Origin of the sequence: Brasilonema sp. UFV-L1, from assembly GCF_012912105.1 — a bacterium.
GTDB lineage: Bacteria > Cyanobacteriota > Cyanobacteriia > Cyanobacteriales > Nostocaceae > Brasilonema.
The window spans coordinates 1-17,299 of the sequence record NZ_QMEA01000133.1; the positions used below are offsets into that span (position 1 = coordinate 1).

Sequence of the window (17,299 nt, forward strand, 5' to 3'; positions counted from 1 at the left end):
CTCCCCAAGTTGTCCCCCCCTCCTCATCCCTTCAACAAGGACGTTCTGCAAAAGAAGTGTTTGAAATGCGGTTGCGACAAATGCAGATAGTGTTACACAACCAAGATAATCGCGAACACGATTTGCTTGATTCTGATGATTACTATCAATTTCAAGGTGGTTTAACAGCTGCGATCCGGGCTGTTAGTGGAGAAAATCCTCAAACTTATTTTGGTGATCATTCTATTCCTGCTCAACCACGAGTCCTTACACTCAAAGAGGAAATCGCACGAGTGTATCGTTCTCGCGTTGTGAATCCGAAATGGATAGCAGGAGTCATGCGCCACGGTTATAAGGGTGCTTTTGAAATGGCGGCGACTGTTGATTATTTATTTGCTTACGATGCAACTGCAAAATGTGTGGAAGACTATATGTATCAAGGAATTGTTGAGGCGTATTTGTTCGATCCAGTTGTTTCGGAATTCATATATCAAAAGAACCCATATGCTTTACGTGATATGGCTGAAAGATTATTAGAAGCACATAAGCGCACTTTATGGCACGATGTAAATACACAAACAATAGAATATTTACGAAATATAGTACATCAAGCCGAAGCAGCTATTGAAGAAAAATAAGTGGTGTTAAAAAGATGGAAACTCTTGCGTATTTGCACGTAGCATCTGTCTACGAGGACTTACCCCCCAGTGAATTAATCTCCCTCAGCCGTTTGTTTAAGCAAACAACAGCGCCGGATTGGAAACGTCTGTCTGGTAGGGCTTGGAAATATATGCTACCTTTAGCCCTTGCTTTATCTGTTCTGAGTTGTGTTAGTAGCGCCTTAGCACTGGAGAAAGGCGATCGCGGTCCTTCTGTGAAGAATCTTCAACAACAGTTGAAAAGAGCAGGCTTCTATCAAGCTCCCATCACTCAAGTGTATGACCCTGCAACGGAAACTGCTGTACGCCGCTTTCAAAGAACTGCTGGCTTAGCTGTGAACGGTGTTGCTGGATCTGTGACTGTACAAAAATTAGAGAATTGGCCCACCTCTGGTGAGAACTCACAAGTTACAAAAGTTAGCACTGAGAGTTATCAAGCCAAAACAACTACTACAGAAAATTCTCAAGCCAGAAAAACCAGTATTGAAGATTCATCAGTAACGAGCAAACGTCGCACTTCCAACGTTCTCAAAAAAGGAGATGAAGGTGAAGAGGTTAAAGTTCTACAAGAACGCTTGCGAATTGCTGGTTTTTACACAGGTAATGCGACAGCAGTATTCGGTCCAATTACAGAAGATGCTGTCAAGCGGTTCCAACAAGCTTACAATTTGACTCCTGATGGGGTTGTCGGACCAGCAACACAAGCAAAACTCCCAGCATCCTCTATTGGTTATGGAGATGATGCACTCACTGGGCCAACCACTACTGGAGATAAACTGAGCTTGGGAGATCGTGGTGAGGCTGTGAGAGTTCTTCAAGAACAACTCATAAAGGCAAGATATTTACAAGGAGAACCAAACGGTTACTTTGGTCCTTATACAGCAGATGCTGTACGGCGGTTTCAGAAAGATAATTACCTCGCTGTCAGCGGTATAGCTGGTCCTACGACTCGGGCAAAATTGTACAGCATGGTAAATGATGCTCCCACAAGTGCGGGCGATTTTAATGTTTTGGAGATTCAAAGACGGTTACGTGAGCGCGGTTTTTACAAAGGCGCTCTCAACGGTGTTATGGGAAGCGAGACAAAGCAAGCTATAAAACAAGCACAACAATTCTACGGTATCAATTTGAGTGATGTGAGAAGCGGACGCTTCTAACATCCGCTTAGGTGTTGCTGGTGTTGATAGTTAACAGTTTGCCAACCTCCGATCAAAACAAGTTGTAAGCTGCTAGTGCAAGGAGTCAGAATTCAGAGATCACCAACTCAGGAAGGAAAAATACCCGTATAACCAGGGTTGTCAAGCTGTTCCTCACTGTCTAATGATTTCTGTGCTGCCTGCACTAGTACACTTTCCCAAAATCACTGATCATAGCCAGCGGTTTCCAAAGATTGCAAAACCCAGGTGCTACAGTGGCATGAGTGCCCTTTGGCACTTGGGACAAACAGCATGGATTGTTAACTGACAATCCAGCAGGTGAAAACCTTCTTTTTGTGCTGTTTTCGCTCCAATTTTTAAAATTGAGTCGTTTTTGAACTCGATGGTCGTGTTGCATCTAACACAAATCAGGTGATGGTGGTGGTGAGGATAAGGCTGATTAAGTTCGTAGTGTTTATGCCCTTCTCCTAGTTCCAACTCCCGTAAGATTCCCATCCGCGCCATCAACTTGAGAGTGCGATAAATCGTCGATAGGCTAATTCCCTCGTTTTCAGATTCTAATCTCTCATAAAGGTCTTCAGCACTGAGGTGTTCTCCTTGCGGAAGTTCTTGAAAAATGTGTAGAATGATTTCCCGCTGAGGTGTTAAACGCCAACCACGCTCATTCAGTTCCGCCTTTAGTGAGGCTGCTGTATAGGCTGTCATACTAATGTTTCTCAACAAAGTTCATTAGTTGCGAATATAGCAAAAATTTGGACTGATTTGCAATAATGGAGCGTTCTTGAGAAGAGTTATTAAATATTGAAGGTAAATTTTGAAACCTTGAGCAATACCTATAAAAGCCAGCGATCCCCTTCCTATCCTGTATAAATGTTTTGAAAAAAGGATAGAAAAATTCTCAAGCTATTAAATGAAAATCACTTGCCATAAGTTACGCAAAAGTATTGCAAACGGGAATGAAGTTAGTCAACAGCCTAAAGTTAAAAGTCTTTGAGCACAGGCATCTTGCCTTGTGTGTAGAATGTATAAGTTTTGTGACTGGTAACCGTTGACTATTGACTATCGACTAACTAACTCAAAGACTCCAAATAGTCACGAATAAGATTGCGCCGCTTGGGTTGGCGCAGCTTTTGCAACGCTTTAGACTCAATTTGCCGTACCCGTTCCCGTGATAAATCAAGAGCGCGTCCAATTTCTGCTAATGAGTAAGGATGACCATCAGCCAAACCAAACCGCATCAGAATCACATCGCGTTCCCGGCTCGTTAAATCTGACAGAAGATTGTGCAAGTCTTTTTGTAAAGATTCTCGCATTAATGTTTCTTCTGGAGTGACATTATCAGTTTCAAGTAGTTCTCCTAACTCTGTGTCTTTATCTTTACCAACTTTTGTTTCTAGAGAAACAGAACGAGGAACCCGTAGGAGAACTTCCCGCACTTGCGCAGGTGTCATTTCTAACTCTTGAGCAAGGTCTTCCAAAGTTGGGGTACGACCTTTTTCTTGTGCTATTTTACGCTGAGCTTTTTTAATTTTGTTCAGCTTTTCTGTAATATGAACAGGCAGGCGGATAGTGCGACTAGAAGTGGCGATCGCCCGTGTGATTCCTTGGCGAATCCACCAATAGGCGTAGGTGCTAAAACGATAACCCTTGGTTGGATCAAATTTCTCAACGGCTCGTTCTAAGCCAAGAGTCCCTTCTTGGACTAAATCCAACAATTCCAAACCGCGATTTTGATATTTCTTCGCAACCGAGACAACAAGGCGAAGATTTGCCTTAATCATGTGTTCTTTCGCTTGGAGTCCATTGCTTTGAATCTTCTCCAATTCTTCCACAGTCATTTTGGCAATTTCAGCCCAACGCCGTTTTCCTTGTGTGACTATCTGCTTGAGATCGAACACATCTACACCCGCAGTGCGCGCCCAACGTTCCATCGAAGGACGATGTCCTAGTGTCGATGCTAAACGTTCCTGAATTTCAATCAGTCGAAGATACGGTGCAATGACTTCATCTCCTTGTGTCGCAGTCTCGGACAGAAGTATTCGCATCCGCAAGTAGCGCTGGACTTTTTGAGCCTCTGAAACTTCTTCATCTCGTCCTAATAAACGAACTCTACCAATTTCTTGAAGGTATAGACGTACAAGATCTGTGCTGCGGCGGTTGAAATTTGTAGCAAAGCTAGTAGAGTCAACAGAAGCCAATTCCAGATCTTCCAGTTCTTCTATCGGTAATTCATTTTCGTCAACCGTAAGATCTGGGTCAAAGACTTGTTGGGATTGTTTGCTATTGTAAGCGGCATCTGCGTAAAAAGATGTTGCTGGCATAAAGATTTGTCTCAATGGCTCCAGGTAACAATAGATTACGGTCAGCTAATTAACTGTTGCTATTGTTCCCGTGATTCTTGAAGAACTAACACGGTTGAGGGTTCCATTTAGGGTTTTTTTTCAAAAACTCTCTACTGGTTTTTATTGACACAGTGCCTCTAAAGCCTCGGTCGCAGTAGCTTTCCCATGAACCAATAGCTATTTAAATTCCCTACAGGGCGTTAAATTACGAATGACCTGATGAAAATTTGAACTTTCACATAATTTTGAATGTTACGTCGATTTTTCAGTATCAATACATATCAGTGAAAAGTCCTATTTTTTATATGCATAGTCATATCTACATGAGTATCCAGATGCTTTCCTGAAGATTTACGAATTTTCCTTCAAAAATGATTAGTCATGTGGTTTGGGTATCGAGATGAGTCTGGGAGTGTTGGAAAATATCCTTCTGTTCTCATCGTGTTTTCCTACTCCGGCTTCATATCTCGCAGCATCAGTTCTAGGAGTGCTTGTCGGGGTGTGACTTCACCTTGGAGTAAGCGATAAACTTGCTCAGTAATTGGCATAGGAATATTTTGCTGCTTAGCTCGCTGTACCAAAACTTGAGTGGTGTTGATTCCCTCAGCTGTTCCTTCTAAATGAAGGAGAATTTCAGCTAGTGCTTTACCGACAGCCAACTGATAACCAACCTGATAATTACGACTCAAGGGACTGTTACAGGTTGCTAACAAATCGCCTAAGCCGGACAAACCGTAAAATGTATCTAGTTTTGCACCCCAATGGACACCAATACGAACCATTTCTGTTAATCCACGGGTGAGTAGAGCAGCTTTGGCATTGGTTCCTAACTCCAAGCCATCACAGACACCAGCGGCGATCGCCATGACATTCTTGAGTGTACCACCCAGTTCCACTCCCAAGATATCAGAATTAGTATAAACCCGAAAACGATCAGAAGAAAATACCACTTGCACAAATTCTGCTGCGGTGGCGATCTTGCTAGCAACAACCGTTGCTGCTGGTAATTCTTTCTGTATTTCTTTTGATAGATTAGGGCCTGACAGAACAACCACTGCATGATCCCGGAGAGCTTCTTGCCAAATTTGTGATGGTGTACAGGTTGTTTCTGGATCTAAGCCCTTTGTCGCCGTCACAAAAATTGTCTCTGGGGAAACAGCTAAAGACTGCAATTGAGAGGTTATGGCTCTGACGCCCTTTATCGACACAGCCGAAAGGACAATATCCGCACCTTGTACAACCTCCGCCAGTGTTTGAGAACCCTGACGCGACCACACGCGTACTTGATGACCATTCGTCTTTGCCAGAACAGCAAGAGCTGTTCCCCAAGCACCCGCACCTAGAATTGCTACTGATTTTGGATCACTCATAACTCAAGAGTCCAGAGCTATTTCTCTCCTTGTCCCTTTGTCCCTTCATCTCTTCTTCGGGCGTAACGCTCCATTAACCCCCTCACTTCCTCTGCATGATATGAACTTCTTGTCAAGGGTGAGGAAACAACTTGTAAAAAACCGAGTTCTTCACCAAAAGCTTTCCAAGCGGCAAATTGCTCTGGGGTGATAAATTCATCGACTTTCAAATGCTTTTGGCTGGGTTGGAGATATTGCCCAATCGTCAAAATATCACAATCCACAGCTCGCAAATCCCGCATAACTTGGCGGACTTCCTCATCAGTTTCGCCAAGTCCTGCCATAATACCGGATTTGGTGTAAATCCAAGGAGCCATTTGGCGAGAACGCTGCAATAATTCCATTGTCCGCTGATAGTTTCCTTGCGGACGTACTCGCCGATATAAACTCCGAACCGTTTCTGTATTGTGATTGAGAACTTCTGGTTGTGCTTGGAGAATTAACTCAAGCGCCTCCCAATGGCCACACAAGTCAGGAATGAGTACCTCAATTGTTGTGTGAGGGGAAATAGTGCGAACAGCTTCAATACATCTGACAAACTGCAAAGCCCCACCATCTGGCAAGTCATCTCGGTTCACAGAGGTGATCACCACATGATTGAGTTTCATGCGGCGTACTGCTTCTGCCACTCGTGCTGGTTCGGTGGGGTCTAGGGGTAATGGTTTTTTCTCAAAATCAATATCACAGTAAGGACAAGCACGTGTGCAAGCTGGTCCCATAATAAGGAATGTGGCTGTTCCAGCCTTGAAGCACTCACCAATATTTGGACAGGACGCTTCCTCACAAACCGTGTTGAGGGCTAAATCCCGCAAAATTTCTTTAACGTTACCAACGCGCTCCCATTGAGGCGCTTTTACCCGCAACCAGTCTGGTTTAACAGTCACAATCCGCTTCTACCATTTAAGTTGTACACTGTAAATCGTAGCAAGCTTCATCGATTGGTGGATAAATTTGCATACGACTTTCTCATTCATCAATATTTGTGATATTATATATATAATTTTGGACATCAGCTGTACATGTCATTTGCACATAGCTAAACAACTTGCAATAACCCGTTTTCTTCATTTTGAACTTTGAATTTTGAATTTTGAATTGCTGTATGTCGGGATGTAGCGCAGCTTGGTAGCGCACTTCGTTCGGGACGAAGGGGCCGCTGGTTCGAATCCAGTCATCCCGATTTTTAGTGAAAAACAACTCCAGAATATCACTGCGATCGCCTGGTTGTATCGCGGTCAACAAGAACGTTATTTAGGGTTGGTGCAGGAATATTTAAACAAGACGCACAAAGAAGCAGGAACTATTGAAGGTGCGTTGACACAGTTGGAGGAACCTTTAGCTAAGTTGACGCAATTATTACAAGCTTTTAGCGATCGCCTTGGTGCTTCGCTTCCTTTATTGAAGGAGTTACCCCAAGCTGCAAACAGGAAACTTGGGACGCGAAAGATATTAAAAAACAAAGAGATGCAGTGGATACAGCGCGGGATACGGCTATTTCCGCTATCAAGTCCACGCTGTATGTGAAAGCGCAAGTTACCTGGTTACAAACTCGGTTTCCGGAAGCGGTGTTTGTGGATGTACCAGGGTTGTGTAAGGTGGTGACGCGGGATGAAATTGTTCAGCACGAAGTAATCCACTAATCAGGTAAGAAATCTTCATCTAAACATTCATCCGCATTAAACGGAGAGTCTACTGGAAAAGCATCAAGCGATAAACCAGTTTCATCACTGGCTTGCTTTCTTGCGTCTTGATAACACTCAGTAAAAACTTCCTGGAAATATGGTTTTAAACTAGGACTATCCTTAAAAGTTCTTGTCAATCTGCGGCGATGTTCTCTAATAGTTTCTTTCCAACTTAAGGAGCGTTTTTCATGCTGGTATTTCTATTTTAATAGATGCATTAATAGAACAACTAAATTACTCTCAAGCGCGTGTTTTTCACTTCTGCCTATACTTTCAATTTCTTCGATAATATTTTCTAAATCGACTTCAGAAAATCTGCCTTCTTTTAATTGTTTAGCAGTTGTCTCTATCCACAGATAAAAATCTTGGTCGTCAAGATGAGAGTTTGTAAAAACTGTTGGTTGAGGCGCTGTCATCTGATTTTTCAACCTCATCAATATAAGGATAGAAGTAGAGAAAATAGCAAAATTAAATTAATCAGGTAAAAACTCCTGATTCAAGCATTCATCCGCAGTCAAAAAAGACTCTACAGGAAAAGTATCAAGGGTTAACCCAGTCTCTAAAGCCGCTAGCTGACGTGCATTCTGATAACATTCCATAAAATTTTCAGCGAAGTACTTTTTCAAACTTGGGCTATCTTGCAAATTTTTATTTAGTCTGCGTCGATGTTCAAAGATAGTATAAAGCCAACTATTAGTGCGTTTTTCTGACTGATATTTGTATTTTAGTAGGTGCATTAATAAAACTACTAAATTGCTTTCTAAAGCTCTTTTTTCACTTCTCCCCATGCTTTCGATTTCTTCAATGAGATTTGCTAAATCAACTTCAGCAAATCTGCCTTCTTTTAATTGTTTAGCAGTTGTCTCTATCCACAGATAAAAATCTTGGTCGTAAAGATGAGAGTTTGTAAAGACTGTTGGTTGAGGCGCTGTCATCTGATTTTTCAACCTCCCAAAATCCAACCAGTAAATTTGCCACTAAATTTGCCACTAAATTTGATTGTATCCCGCTCTTGCTATGCCTGTGATATATCTAAATAGATTGCTTTTGGGCGTATCCCAAGTGGAACTTGAGACTTCGCAAGTAGCAAGGTAACTATATAATAACAAGGAGCCAGGGCGAATTTACGACTTTAACATATTTGACATGAGGCACTACTCCAAGGTAAGAATTGCTGCACTCAGGAGTCAGAAGTCAGAATTTGTAAAGAGTCCAGTATGATTGGTATGTTCATTCATCAAATGTTCTCCTGATTCTTTAACTATTCTGACTCCTGGATTCTGACCGGAGGCGGAGCGGCTCCGGCTCCGCTCCTGAATTCTTACACTCCAAGTTTCAAAATGGACGTAGACAATCTTGCTAACGTAGTATTTCTTCATGTTTATCAGCAGTATCAGAGTGTAGAGCAACACCTTTATGCTGCTTAAACCTAAAAAAATAATTCACAAGAATTATCTGTCAAGAAAGCCTTCACAAGGAATTTCAACAACCCTGTTGAGTAAAAAAGTTGTCAAAAAAATTTTTGAGAAATACAAGCTGTAACAAGCAGTACTAATTTATGCCTGAAAGTACGATAAGTTAATGAATGCCATAGCGTGTACTTCAGGCTACATCAACATGCGACTAGAGCAGTTGCAAGCCTTTCTGGCGATCGCAGAAACTGGTAGTTTCCAAAGTGCATCACGAAAATGTGGTGTCACTCAATCAACTATTAGCCGTCAAATTCAAGCTTTAGAAGAAGATTTGGGGTTGGAACTCTTTCACAGAACAAGTCAAGCAAAGCTGACACTGGCGGGTGAACGCTTGCTACCTCGTGCTCAAAAAATATGCCAAGAATGGCAAAGTGCGACACAGGAAATCGCGGATTTATTAGCAGGAAAGCAGCCAGAACTTTGTGTCGCAGCAATTCACTCACTCTGTGCTTATTACCTACCACCAGTTTTGCAAAAATTTTGCCATGATTATCCACAAGTCCAATTGCGGGTAACATCACTAGGGAGCGATCGCGCATTAAAAGTCCTCAAAGACGGACTCGTGGATTTAGCAATAGTCATGAATAATCGCTTCTTATGCACTGGCAAAGAAATGCTAGTCCAAGTGCTGTATGATGAACCAATAGAAGTTTTAGTCGCAAAAAATCACCCGTTAGCGCAATATGAACGCATCCCTTGGTCGGAACTCACCCGTTATTCGCAAGTCGTGTTTAAGGATGGTTATGGGATGCAACGCCTCATACAAGATAGATTTGAACGCTTAGAAGCCAAACTGCAAGCGGCTTTAGAAGTCAATACTCTAGATGCTTTCCGGGGAGTCGTGCGCCAAGGAGAACTCGTAGCGATGCTACCACAGTCAGCATTGGTCGAAGCACGTATTGACCCTAGCCTTGCAGTTCGTCCCCTAGCCTGCAACAGTAATAGTAATGGTTCTTCACCTGAGTGTTCTAGTTTAACTCGGCAGGTCGTTATGGTCACAACTCAAGACCGGCTTCAGATTCCTCCGATCAAGCATTTTTGGCAGTTAGTTAAGGATAATGTACCACCAGAATTTCACTCTCTTGCAAAATCGGCTTGTTAGCACTTAAGGTTAAGGGTCAAAGTTAATGACTCTGGATTATAGCATAGCGGTGGACAAAGGACAAAAATATGAGCAAAGTATTCAGGGATTTGTTAAAAAAGATAGCTAGTGGAGAACATACTACACAAAACTTAACTCGTGCTGAAGCAGCCACCGCAACGAAGATGATGCTGCTAAAAGAAGCGACACCAGCACAAATTGGGGCATTTTTAATTGCTCATCGCATCAAACGTCCTACGGCTGAAGAAATGGCCGGAATGTTAGATGCTCATGATGAATTAGGACCAAAACTGCAACCACTCACCTGTGAACAACCAGTGATAGTTTTAGGCATACCTTATGATGGCAGAACTCGCACCGCACCTATCACTCCAGTCACGGCTTTGCTGCTAGCAGCAAGCGGACAACCTGTGATTATGCACGGTGGAGATTGTTTGCCGACAAAGTACGGAGTACCATTGGTAGAGATTTGGAACAAATTAGGAGTTGATTGGACGCAACTATCTCTAGAGGAAACCCAGGAAGTATTTGAGAAAACTGGGCTTGGCTTTGTTTACAGTTCTAAGCATTTTCCCTTAACAAATAGTATTTGGGAGTACTGCGACCAGCTTGGCAAGCGTCCACCTTTGGCGACAATGGAACTGATTTGGTGTCCTTATGCAGGAAATGCTCATATTATTGCTGGGTTTGTTCATCCTCCTACAGAAACTTTGTTTCAAAGCACTCTCGCATTGCGAGGAGTCACTCAATTGACAACGATCAAAGGGTTGGAGGGTAGCTGCGAGTTACCACGCGATCGCACTGCGATCATCGGCATAACAACAACTCCAAAATCCAATGAGACGGAAAATATATCAATAGAACGGTTACACCTGTCTGCTCGTGATTACGGCTTTAGGACAAAGAATGAACCTCTCGATACCACTGAAGAATTGATTGCCAGTATACAAGACATCTTGAAGGGTAAACCCTCAAACTTCATGGAAACAGCTTTGTGGAATGGAGGGTTTTACCTTTGGCGTTGTGGAATTTGTTCAGAGATGCGTGCGGGTATAGCTAAGGCTGAGGAATTGTTTATGAGTGGTGTCGTGACTCAAAAGCTACAAGAACTGTCTGAAGTCGTCAATTTGGTTTCCAAAACAGCATTTCACCCTGCTTGATAATTTGCTTTGGCTTTAGCCACGTAAGTTTTACCGCAAAAACACGGTTATTCTTAAATTAAGAGTTCAGGATGAAAACTCAGTAATAACCCAGAGGTTTATTGCTGACTTGACGAGTGATTATGTTCCCAAAAGCAGCATCGCCAGATCGTCTTCAAACAAATTAAGAACGATTATCAATATTTTTTATGATCTTTTTTTAAAGAAACGATAAAGTTTGTATGAAAACTGCTGTAGCACAACAGTATTTTTATTTTTGAAATTATAAAATTACATATATTAGACATCTCCATAAATTAAAGATTAACCTAGTAAAGATTAACCTAGACAGTACAAGGCTTTGAAATTACTTTTCACCAGATGTCTATTAAGTAGAACCGTACAAAAATATATATCTTTGTGTAAGACAACAACACCACTAAAAATGGTTATTCAGAATTCAGCACTAGTAAAGTCAGCAATCGGAATTCATCTGTCGCATGAGTCTTATCGGCAGATTTATGAGTTAAAGTGACTTCTTGATGCTTCAACTCTCCTGGCTTTTGTTAGCGGACTGAGGCGCAGCCTATTCTGATTCCTGAATTTATACAAAGGTTATTGTTGATTGCTCAAAAATGTATTTGTTTATCAAACTACTAATGACCACTCCTATTCACCCTAAAATTACCTATGATTAAACCACGTTGTCAGAGCGTGTTTGCAAAACTTATGCGTAGCGTGCCCGTATTAGCCAGTCTGTCCGCAGACATAAGTCTATTGATATAGACGCTCAAAAGATAAAGGAAGAAAAGGGTAATTTTACACGTCTGATAGAAGTCATAACTAAATAAGCAGCTTTTTTATAACTTATGTTAACCTAAGACAAGGCTGCATCAACTCCAAAAAAGTCAATTTTTTTCAAAAAATACTGACCTTTTACGAATCCTTTGAACAAGTCAAAAAGTCTCCTCACGAAATCGGTGTTAAACGGGAGACGCTCAAAACTCAGCTGTGCTTAGTCATACAGAAAAAACAATTTTCTGGTAATGTCCGTCTCTTGACAACAGGGAGAAGGATAGCAAATGATGACAGCAAAACTGGTACAAGGCACAAATTTTCTGACTGTTTTTTTAGGAATTGAAAACTAAAAAAATCGAAATACGGTCAGTTAGGGTTGTGTCTATAACTTAAGGTAATAGCAATGAGGGATTACGAAATATGGATGATATCAGCAAAAGTATTGCCACTCTCTCAACAGCCAACAATGAGCTAGGAAGTCATCTCACAAATAAGCAAATCGTAGAAGCTGCTCTGCTAAACTATCCGTTAATTGACGACTGTGTGGTACTAGTTCGAGAAAGAGAAACTTCCAAAAAAGAGGTCGTTGCTTATCTGGTTTCATCAGGTTCATTCTCATTGGAACAGCTACAATCCTACTTGCGAGGTATGCTAAGTGCGGCTCAAATACCGGATGCTTATATTAGAGTGTCTACTGTGCCACTCACTGATCAAGGATTAGTAGATGAGCAAGCTTTACTGAAACTGGAAGTGATCGACTCTGACTTAGTACAGCGATGCGAAGAGGAAATACAATCCGTCTTTGAAGTTGACCTGGCGGCTGTAGTCGTTCAAGAATCTACAAAAAAAATCCCGCCGCTGCATTTATTGGATGTGCTTCCTAACTGGAAAATTGCAAATGACGACACAAATGACGACAGTTTAATTCATCTCGACAAAATTCTTCCTCAAGCTAGCAATTATAAGTCAGATTCTATTGCTATTAGTCATGGTAAACCGCTGCAATTACCAATAGATGCTCCAAAAAATCTTGCGCAAGTGCTACTAAGAGCCGCTAAAGAAGCATCAAAGCAAGGAATTGTCTATATTGAGACTGACGGTTCTGAAACTGTTCAGTCTTATGAGGCTTTGCTTGAAGAAGCACAACGACTGCTAGCAGGTTTAAGAAAGTTAGGGTTGAAAGCTCAAGACAAAGTTATCTTCCAATTTGAGCGATATCAAGATTTTATTCCGGCATTCTGGGGCTGTATTTTAGGAGGCTTTGTCCCAGTACCGATAACAATAGCATCTAACTATGAGGATGTCTCCGATAGTAATGTCAAAAAGCTACAACATGCTTGGCAGATTTTGGGTAATCCAATAGTTCTGACTAGCAATAGCATAGCTGCTCAAATTCGCACCCTGTCTAGGCAGTTGAAGTTTGAGAACTTGCAAGTTGAGACAGTTGAAAACTTGCGATTCCACGATCTGGATCAAAATTGGCACAACAGCCAACCAGATGATTTAGCTTTGTTATTGCTCACTTCTGGTAGCACGGGTATGCCTAAGGGAGTGACGCTGACGCATTGCAATATAATAAGTAGTGTGGTTGGTACCTCCCAGATGAATCATCTGACCAGCCTTGATATCTCGTTAAACTGGCTACCTCTAGATCATCCTGGTCCTTTAGTTCGATGTGTGATTAGATGTGTCTTTTTAGGGTGTCAGCAAATCCACACTCCGACTGCTCTAGTTTTACAAGATATCCTCAAATGGCTCGATTTGATTGAGCGCTATCAAGTGACGACAACTTGGGCACCAAATTTTGCTTTTGCAATGCTTTTTGATCGCGCTGTTGATATAGAAAAAAGACGCTGGAATTTATCCTCACTCAAGTCTTTTCTAACTACGGCTGAACCTATTGTTCCTCAGACAGCACGAAGAGTGCTAGAACTACTTTCACCTCACGGACTCGCAGCGAATGCGATGCATTCTTCTTGGGGAATGGCTGAAACTTGCTCAGGTGTGACTTATTCAGACAAATATTTGCTAGACTCCTCAATTCCCGAATATGCTTCTTTTGCTGAATTAGGCTTCCCAATTCCTGGGATTTCGCTTCGCATCGTCAACGACAAAAATGAAGTTGTCAACGAGCAAACAATTGGCTATCTGCAAGTCAAAGGTTCTACACTCACCCCAGGTTATTATCAAAATCCTGAACTGAATCAAGACGTGTTCACAGACGATGGTTGGTTTAACACCGGAGATTTGGGATTTCTGCATCAAGGGTGTCTCACCATCACAGGGCGGACGAAAAATATTATCATCATTAACGGTGTTAACTACTATTCTCATGAAATTGAAGAGGTGGTAGAAGCGGTTCCAGGAGTGGAGGTCACTTACACAGCAGCTTGTGCGACTCGGCAACCTGGTAGTAATACTGATGAATTAATAGTCTTTTTCCACACTTCAGTCTCTGAGGATAATCGCTTAGGAGAATTGCTGAGAGAAATTCGCAAAAATCTTGTCAGCCGAATAGGAGTACGACCAGCCTATTTGATACCTGTTGAAAAAGAGACAATACCTAAGACCTCAATAGGCAAAATTCAGCACGCACAACTCAAGCAAAGATTTGAAGCTGGTGAGTTTGATTCTATACTCAAGCGAGTTGATGTTTTACTTGACAATCACAATACTCTTCCAGACTGGTTTTATCGCCCTATATGGCGACGCAAACAAACAGAAGCTTTAGACATTAAACCTGTAACGGGTTTGGTTTTGGTATTCTTGGACTCGTTGGGATTAGGAGAGTTTTTATGCGCCCAGCTAAGCAAACTCAACCAGCGTTATGTGGGAGTAGAAGTCGGGACAGACTTTGTTAAACTTGCAGAGAACCGCTATCGCATCGCTCCTGAGAACCCTGAGCACTATCGACAGTTATTGGAATCTGTTTCAATAAGCAAGCTTCCAATTGAACAAATTTTGCATTTGTGGACGTATGACGAGTATGGTAGAGAAATTTCGAGTCTGGAAGCGCTAGAACAGAGACAACAGCGAGGAGTTTATAGTCTGTTGTTCTTGGTTCAAGCATTAGAGAAAGTTCAAGGTTCAGATACGCCTGTACGGCTGCAGGTGATTGCTAGCTACAGCCAAGCACCTGAAGGAGAAGAAAAGATAGCAGCTGAGCGATCGCCACTTATAGGAGTTATCAAAACAATTCCTCAAGAATTAGCCTGGCTAGATTGTCGTCATCTCGACTTACCCGTGCAAGACAACGAAGTCAATGCAGCATACATTCTGCACGAACTCCAAGTTTTTCAGAAAGAGCAAGAAGTCGCTTATCGCAACGGAGAACGCTTGGTTTCTCGCATCGAAAAAGTGGAATTTACCAAAGAAGAAAAGCGAGATTTGCCGTTCAAAGAAGGTGGAGTGTACCTCGTGACTGGCGGGCTTGGAGGTATAGGATCAGAAATCGCCAAGTATTTGCTACAGCACTACAAAGCTAGGTTACTCTTGGTAGGTAGAACACCTTTACCTGAAAGAAGTACCTGGGAAACTCATCTGGAACGAGGAGATAAAATCTCAGAACGTATTAAAACTTATCTGTCCTTAGAGCAACTGGAGGGAGAGGTTGTTTATGAAGCCGTTGATATTTGCGATTTAACTCAGTTGCAACAGGTGGTTAAGCAGCATTGTACCAGCTGGCAATGCGAGTTAAATGGTATCATTCATTTAGCAGGGACAATCGAGACGCGCCTACTCCTTGAGGAAACGGCAGCTAGCTTTGCCGCAACACTTCGTCCAAAAGTGGCGGGTACGTGGGTTTTGCATAAACTGATCGAAAACCAGATCAATAGTGTTTTCATCAGCTTTTCTTCAGTGAACGGTTTCTTCGGACGCATGAAAGCCGGTGCATATGCGGCTGCTAACCGATTCTTAGATTCTTTTTCCCATTACCAGCAACATCAAAGTGTGTTGCAAAGCTATTGCTTTGCTTGGAGTATGTGGGATGAGACAGGATTGAGTCGCAATTACCAGATGAAAGACTTGAACCGCGCCCGAGGTTACTCGATTATCTCGCACGAACAAGGACTACATTCCTTCTTGGTAGGTTTGCACCACAAGCCAGGATACCTGCTGGTAGGTTTAGATGGAAGCAAACAATACATCCAACAGTACCAGGAGATGGAAGCGCATCAGACTCAGAAGTTATCCGCTTATTTTACAGCAAAAAGTGCAGTACCTGTTGAGCAGTTGCAGGAATTAAAAGTGTGCGATCGCTTTGGAACTCAAACGACCTGCAATTTCACACAGATTGAAGAGATACCACTGTTAGCAACAGGCGAAATTGATCGAGAACAACTCGTCACTAGAAAGCACCGCGCAAATACTGAGCGTATCGCACCGAGAAATGATTTGGAACGCCAAATTGCTAGCATCTGGCAGGAATTGTTGAACATTCCAGAAGTAGGTATCCACGATAACTTCTTTGAATTAGGTGGGCATTCACTGCTAGCTGTCAAATTATTCGCGCAAATAGAGAAGGAACTTGGCACAAAACTACCGCTAGCCACTCTTTTCCAATCAAGTACAGTCGAAGCCCTTGCCAAGATGCTTACTCCTCAACAAGCAACTGCTTATCACAGCTTACCAGAAGCGCTTGAGGAAAACACATCATATACTACTTGGTCACCTCTGGTAGCAATTCAACCCAACGGTTCTAAGCCACCTTTGTTCTGCATCCATCCTCTTGGTGGAGAAGTTTTGTGTTATCGTCCTTTGGCATTACATCTGGGAACAGATCAGCCAGTTTATGGACTACAACCACAAGGGTTAGATGGAAGACAGCCGCCTTTAACTCGGATTGAAGATATGGCAGATCTCTACATTCGAGAAATCAAAACCGTTCAACCCCAGGGACCTTATTTTCTTGGTGGATACTCTTTAGGTGGTATTATTGCTTACGAGATGGCACAGCAACTCAGTTCTCAAGGTGAGAAAGTGAGTCTTCTAGCTGTACTTGATACCTCTGTTCCGGGTACAGAGAAACGATTATCCTTTGTGCTCAGAGTTTTTGAGCATATAAACAATATCATACAAAAAGGACCATACTATCTTCAACAAAAGCTTGTGGGTTGGAGTGAATGGGGCGCGTACCATATCCGAGATAAATACAAGCGTTTTTTAGAAAAATCGGAGCATTTATCTGAGGACGACCAGCACATAAATATTATGGGTGCTAATATCCAAGCTCTCAATGAGTATACCTTCCAAAGGTATCCTGGTCGAATAACCCTGTTTCGCACTGACGATAAAAATCGAGATGATGCTGTCGGTGTACAGTATGATCCGCTATTTGGTTGGGGTGAACTAGTCGATGAAGTGGATGTCTATCATCTTCCTGGTTCTCACCTTTCGTTGTTGGAAGAACCTGAGGTTGTGATGCTGGCAGAGGAATTGAGGCTTTGTCTGGAGAAAGCGGATACTGCTATTCTCTTGCCGGTGTAATATCAAGTTCGCTTAATTGCTTATAAATCCCGAAGAACCCCACCCCGGTTTTGTCTGACGCCAAAACCTCCCT

Annotated in this window: 11 protein-coding genes, 1 tRNA gene and 1 pseudogene; 7 read left to right on the plus strand and 6 right to left on the minus strand. The window is 42.3% G+C overall.

Going from position 1 to position 17,299, the window contains the following annotated elements:
- Window positions 1–617 (plus strand): cobaltochelatase subunit CobN (locus tag DP117_RS27175; RefSeq protein WP_211176375.1); only part of this gene is annotated, 617 nt, incomplete at its 5' end.
- A 14-nt stretch (window positions 618–631) separates the two neighbouring features.
- On the plus strand, window positions 632–1,795 hold the full coding sequence (locus DP117_RS27180; RefSeq protein WP_169221323.1) for a peptidoglycan-binding protein: 1,164 nt from the start codon (window positions 632–634) through the stop codon (window positions 1,793–1,795).
- A gap of 249 nt (window positions 1,796–2,044) precedes the next feature.
- Here the strand turns inward: DP117_RS27180 and DP117_RS27185 are convergent, their stop codons facing one another.
- From DP117_RS27185 to lipA, 4 genes are all read right to left on the minus strand, one after another.
- The gene (locus DP117_RS27185) at window positions 2,045–2,500 is read right to left on the minus strand and encodes a transcriptional repressor (protein WP_169221324.1); all 456 of its coding nucleotides are present in this window, start codon (window positions 2,498–2,500) and stop codon (window positions 2,045–2,047) included.
- 365 nt (window positions 2,501–2,865) lie between these two features.
- Window positions 2,866–4,116: an RNA polymerase sigma factor SigC gene (sigC, locus tag DP117_RS27190; RefSeq protein WP_169221325.1), complete on the minus strand. Its 1,251-nt coding sequence runs from the start codon at window positions 4,114–4,116 to the stop codon at window positions 2,866–2,868.
- A gap of 470 nt (window positions 4,117–4,586) precedes the next feature.
- Window positions 4,587–5,507 (minus strand): NAD(P)H-dependent glycerol-3-phosphate dehydrogenase, encoded by a 921-nt coding sequence (locus DP117_RS27195; protein ID WP_169221326.1) that lies wholly within the window; start codon window positions 5,505–5,507, stop codon window positions 4,587–4,589.
- A gap of 17 nt (window positions 5,508–5,524) precedes the next feature.
- The gene (gene lipA / locus DP117_RS27200) at window positions 5,525–6,430 is read right to left on the minus strand and encodes a lipoyl synthase (protein WP_169221327.1); all 906 of its coding nucleotides are present in this window, start codon (window positions 6,428–6,430) and stop codon (window positions 5,525–5,527) included.
- 222 nt (window positions 6,431–6,652) lie between these two features.
- On the opposite strand from lipA, the gene DP117_RS27205 reads away from it, so the two are divergent.
- A tRNA-Pro gene (locus DP117_RS27205) sits at window positions 6,653–6,726 on the plus strand.
- Window positions 6,727–6,770: 44 nt separating this feature from the next.
- Window positions 6,771–7,070 carry a hypothetical protein gene (locus tag DP117_RS27210; RefSeq protein WP_169221328.1) on the plus strand — a complete coding sequence of 100 codons (300 nt, stop codon included), beginning with the start codon at window positions 6,771–6,773 and terminating at the stop codon, window positions 7,068–7,070.
- Window positions 7,071–7,182: 112 nt separating this feature from the next.
- Here DP117_RS27210 and DP117_RS27215 read toward each other — a convergent pair.
- Window positions 7,183–7,644, minus strand: a pseudogene (locus DP117_RS27215) (DUF29 domain-containing protein).
- 57 nt (window positions 7,645–7,701) lie between these two features.
- On the minus strand, window positions 7,702–8,163 hold the full coding sequence (locus DP117_RS27220; RefSeq protein WP_169221329.1) for a DUF29 domain-containing protein: 462 nt from the start codon (window positions 8,161–8,163) through the stop codon (window positions 7,702–7,704).
- Window positions 8,164–8,845: 682 nt separating this feature from the next.
- Between DP117_RS27220 and DP117_RS27225 the strand changes: the two genes are divergently transcribed.
- From DP117_RS27225 to DP117_RS27235, 3 genes are all read left to right on the plus strand, one after another.
- Entirely contained in the window at window positions 8,846–9,802 is a 957-nt protein-coding gene (locus DP117_RS27225) for a LysR family transcriptional regulator (RefSeq protein WP_169221332.1), read from the plus strand.
- 68 nt (window positions 9,803–9,870) lie between these two features.
- Window positions 9,871–10,962, plus strand: coding sequence for an anthranilate phosphoribosyltransferase family protein (locus DP117_RS27230; protein WP_169221330.1), 1,092 nt, complete (start codon window positions 9,871–9,873; stop codon window positions 10,960–10,962).
- A gap of 1,197 nt (window positions 10,963–12,159) precedes the next feature.
- On the plus strand, window positions 12,160–17,226 hold the full coding sequence (locus tag DP117_RS27235) for an SDR family NAD(P)-dependent oxidoreductase (RefSeq protein WP_169221331.1): 5,067 nt from the start codon (window positions 12,160–12,162) through the stop codon (window positions 17,224–17,226).
- The last annotated feature ends 73 nt before the right edge of the window (window positions 17,227–17,299 follow it).

Coding starts and splice junctions, on each gene's coding strand:
- DP117_RS27180 (WP_169221323.1), top strand. CDS start 632: ATGGAAACTCTTGCGTATTTGCACGTAGCATCTGTCTACGAGGACTTA.
- DP117_RS27230 (WP_169221330.1), top strand. CDS start 9,871: ATGAGCAAAGTATTCAGGGATTTGTTAAAAAAGATAGCTAGTGGAGAA.
- DP117_RS27220 (WP_169221329.1), bottom strand. CDS start 8,163: ATGACAGCGCCTCAACCAACAGTCTTTACAAACTCTCATCTTTACGAC.
- sigC (WP_169221325.1), bottom strand. CDS start 4,116: ATGCCAGCAACATCTTTTTACGCAGATGCCGCTTACAATAGCAAACAA.
- DP117_RS27195 (WP_169221326.1), bottom strand. CDS start 5,507: ATGAGTGATCCAAAATCAGTAGCAATTCTAGGTGCGGGTGCTTGGGGA.
- DP117_RS27225 (WP_169221332.1), top strand. CDS start 8,846: ATGCGACTAGAGCAGTTGCAAGCCTTTCTGGCGATCGCAGAAACTGGT.
- DP117_RS27235 (WP_169221331.1), top strand. CDS start 12,160: ATGGATGATATCAGCAAAAGTATTGCCACTCTCTCAACAGCCAACAAT.
- DP117_RS27185 (WP_169221324.1), bottom strand. CDS start 2,500: ATGACAGCCTATACAGCAGCCTCACTAAAGGCGGAACTGAATGAGCGT.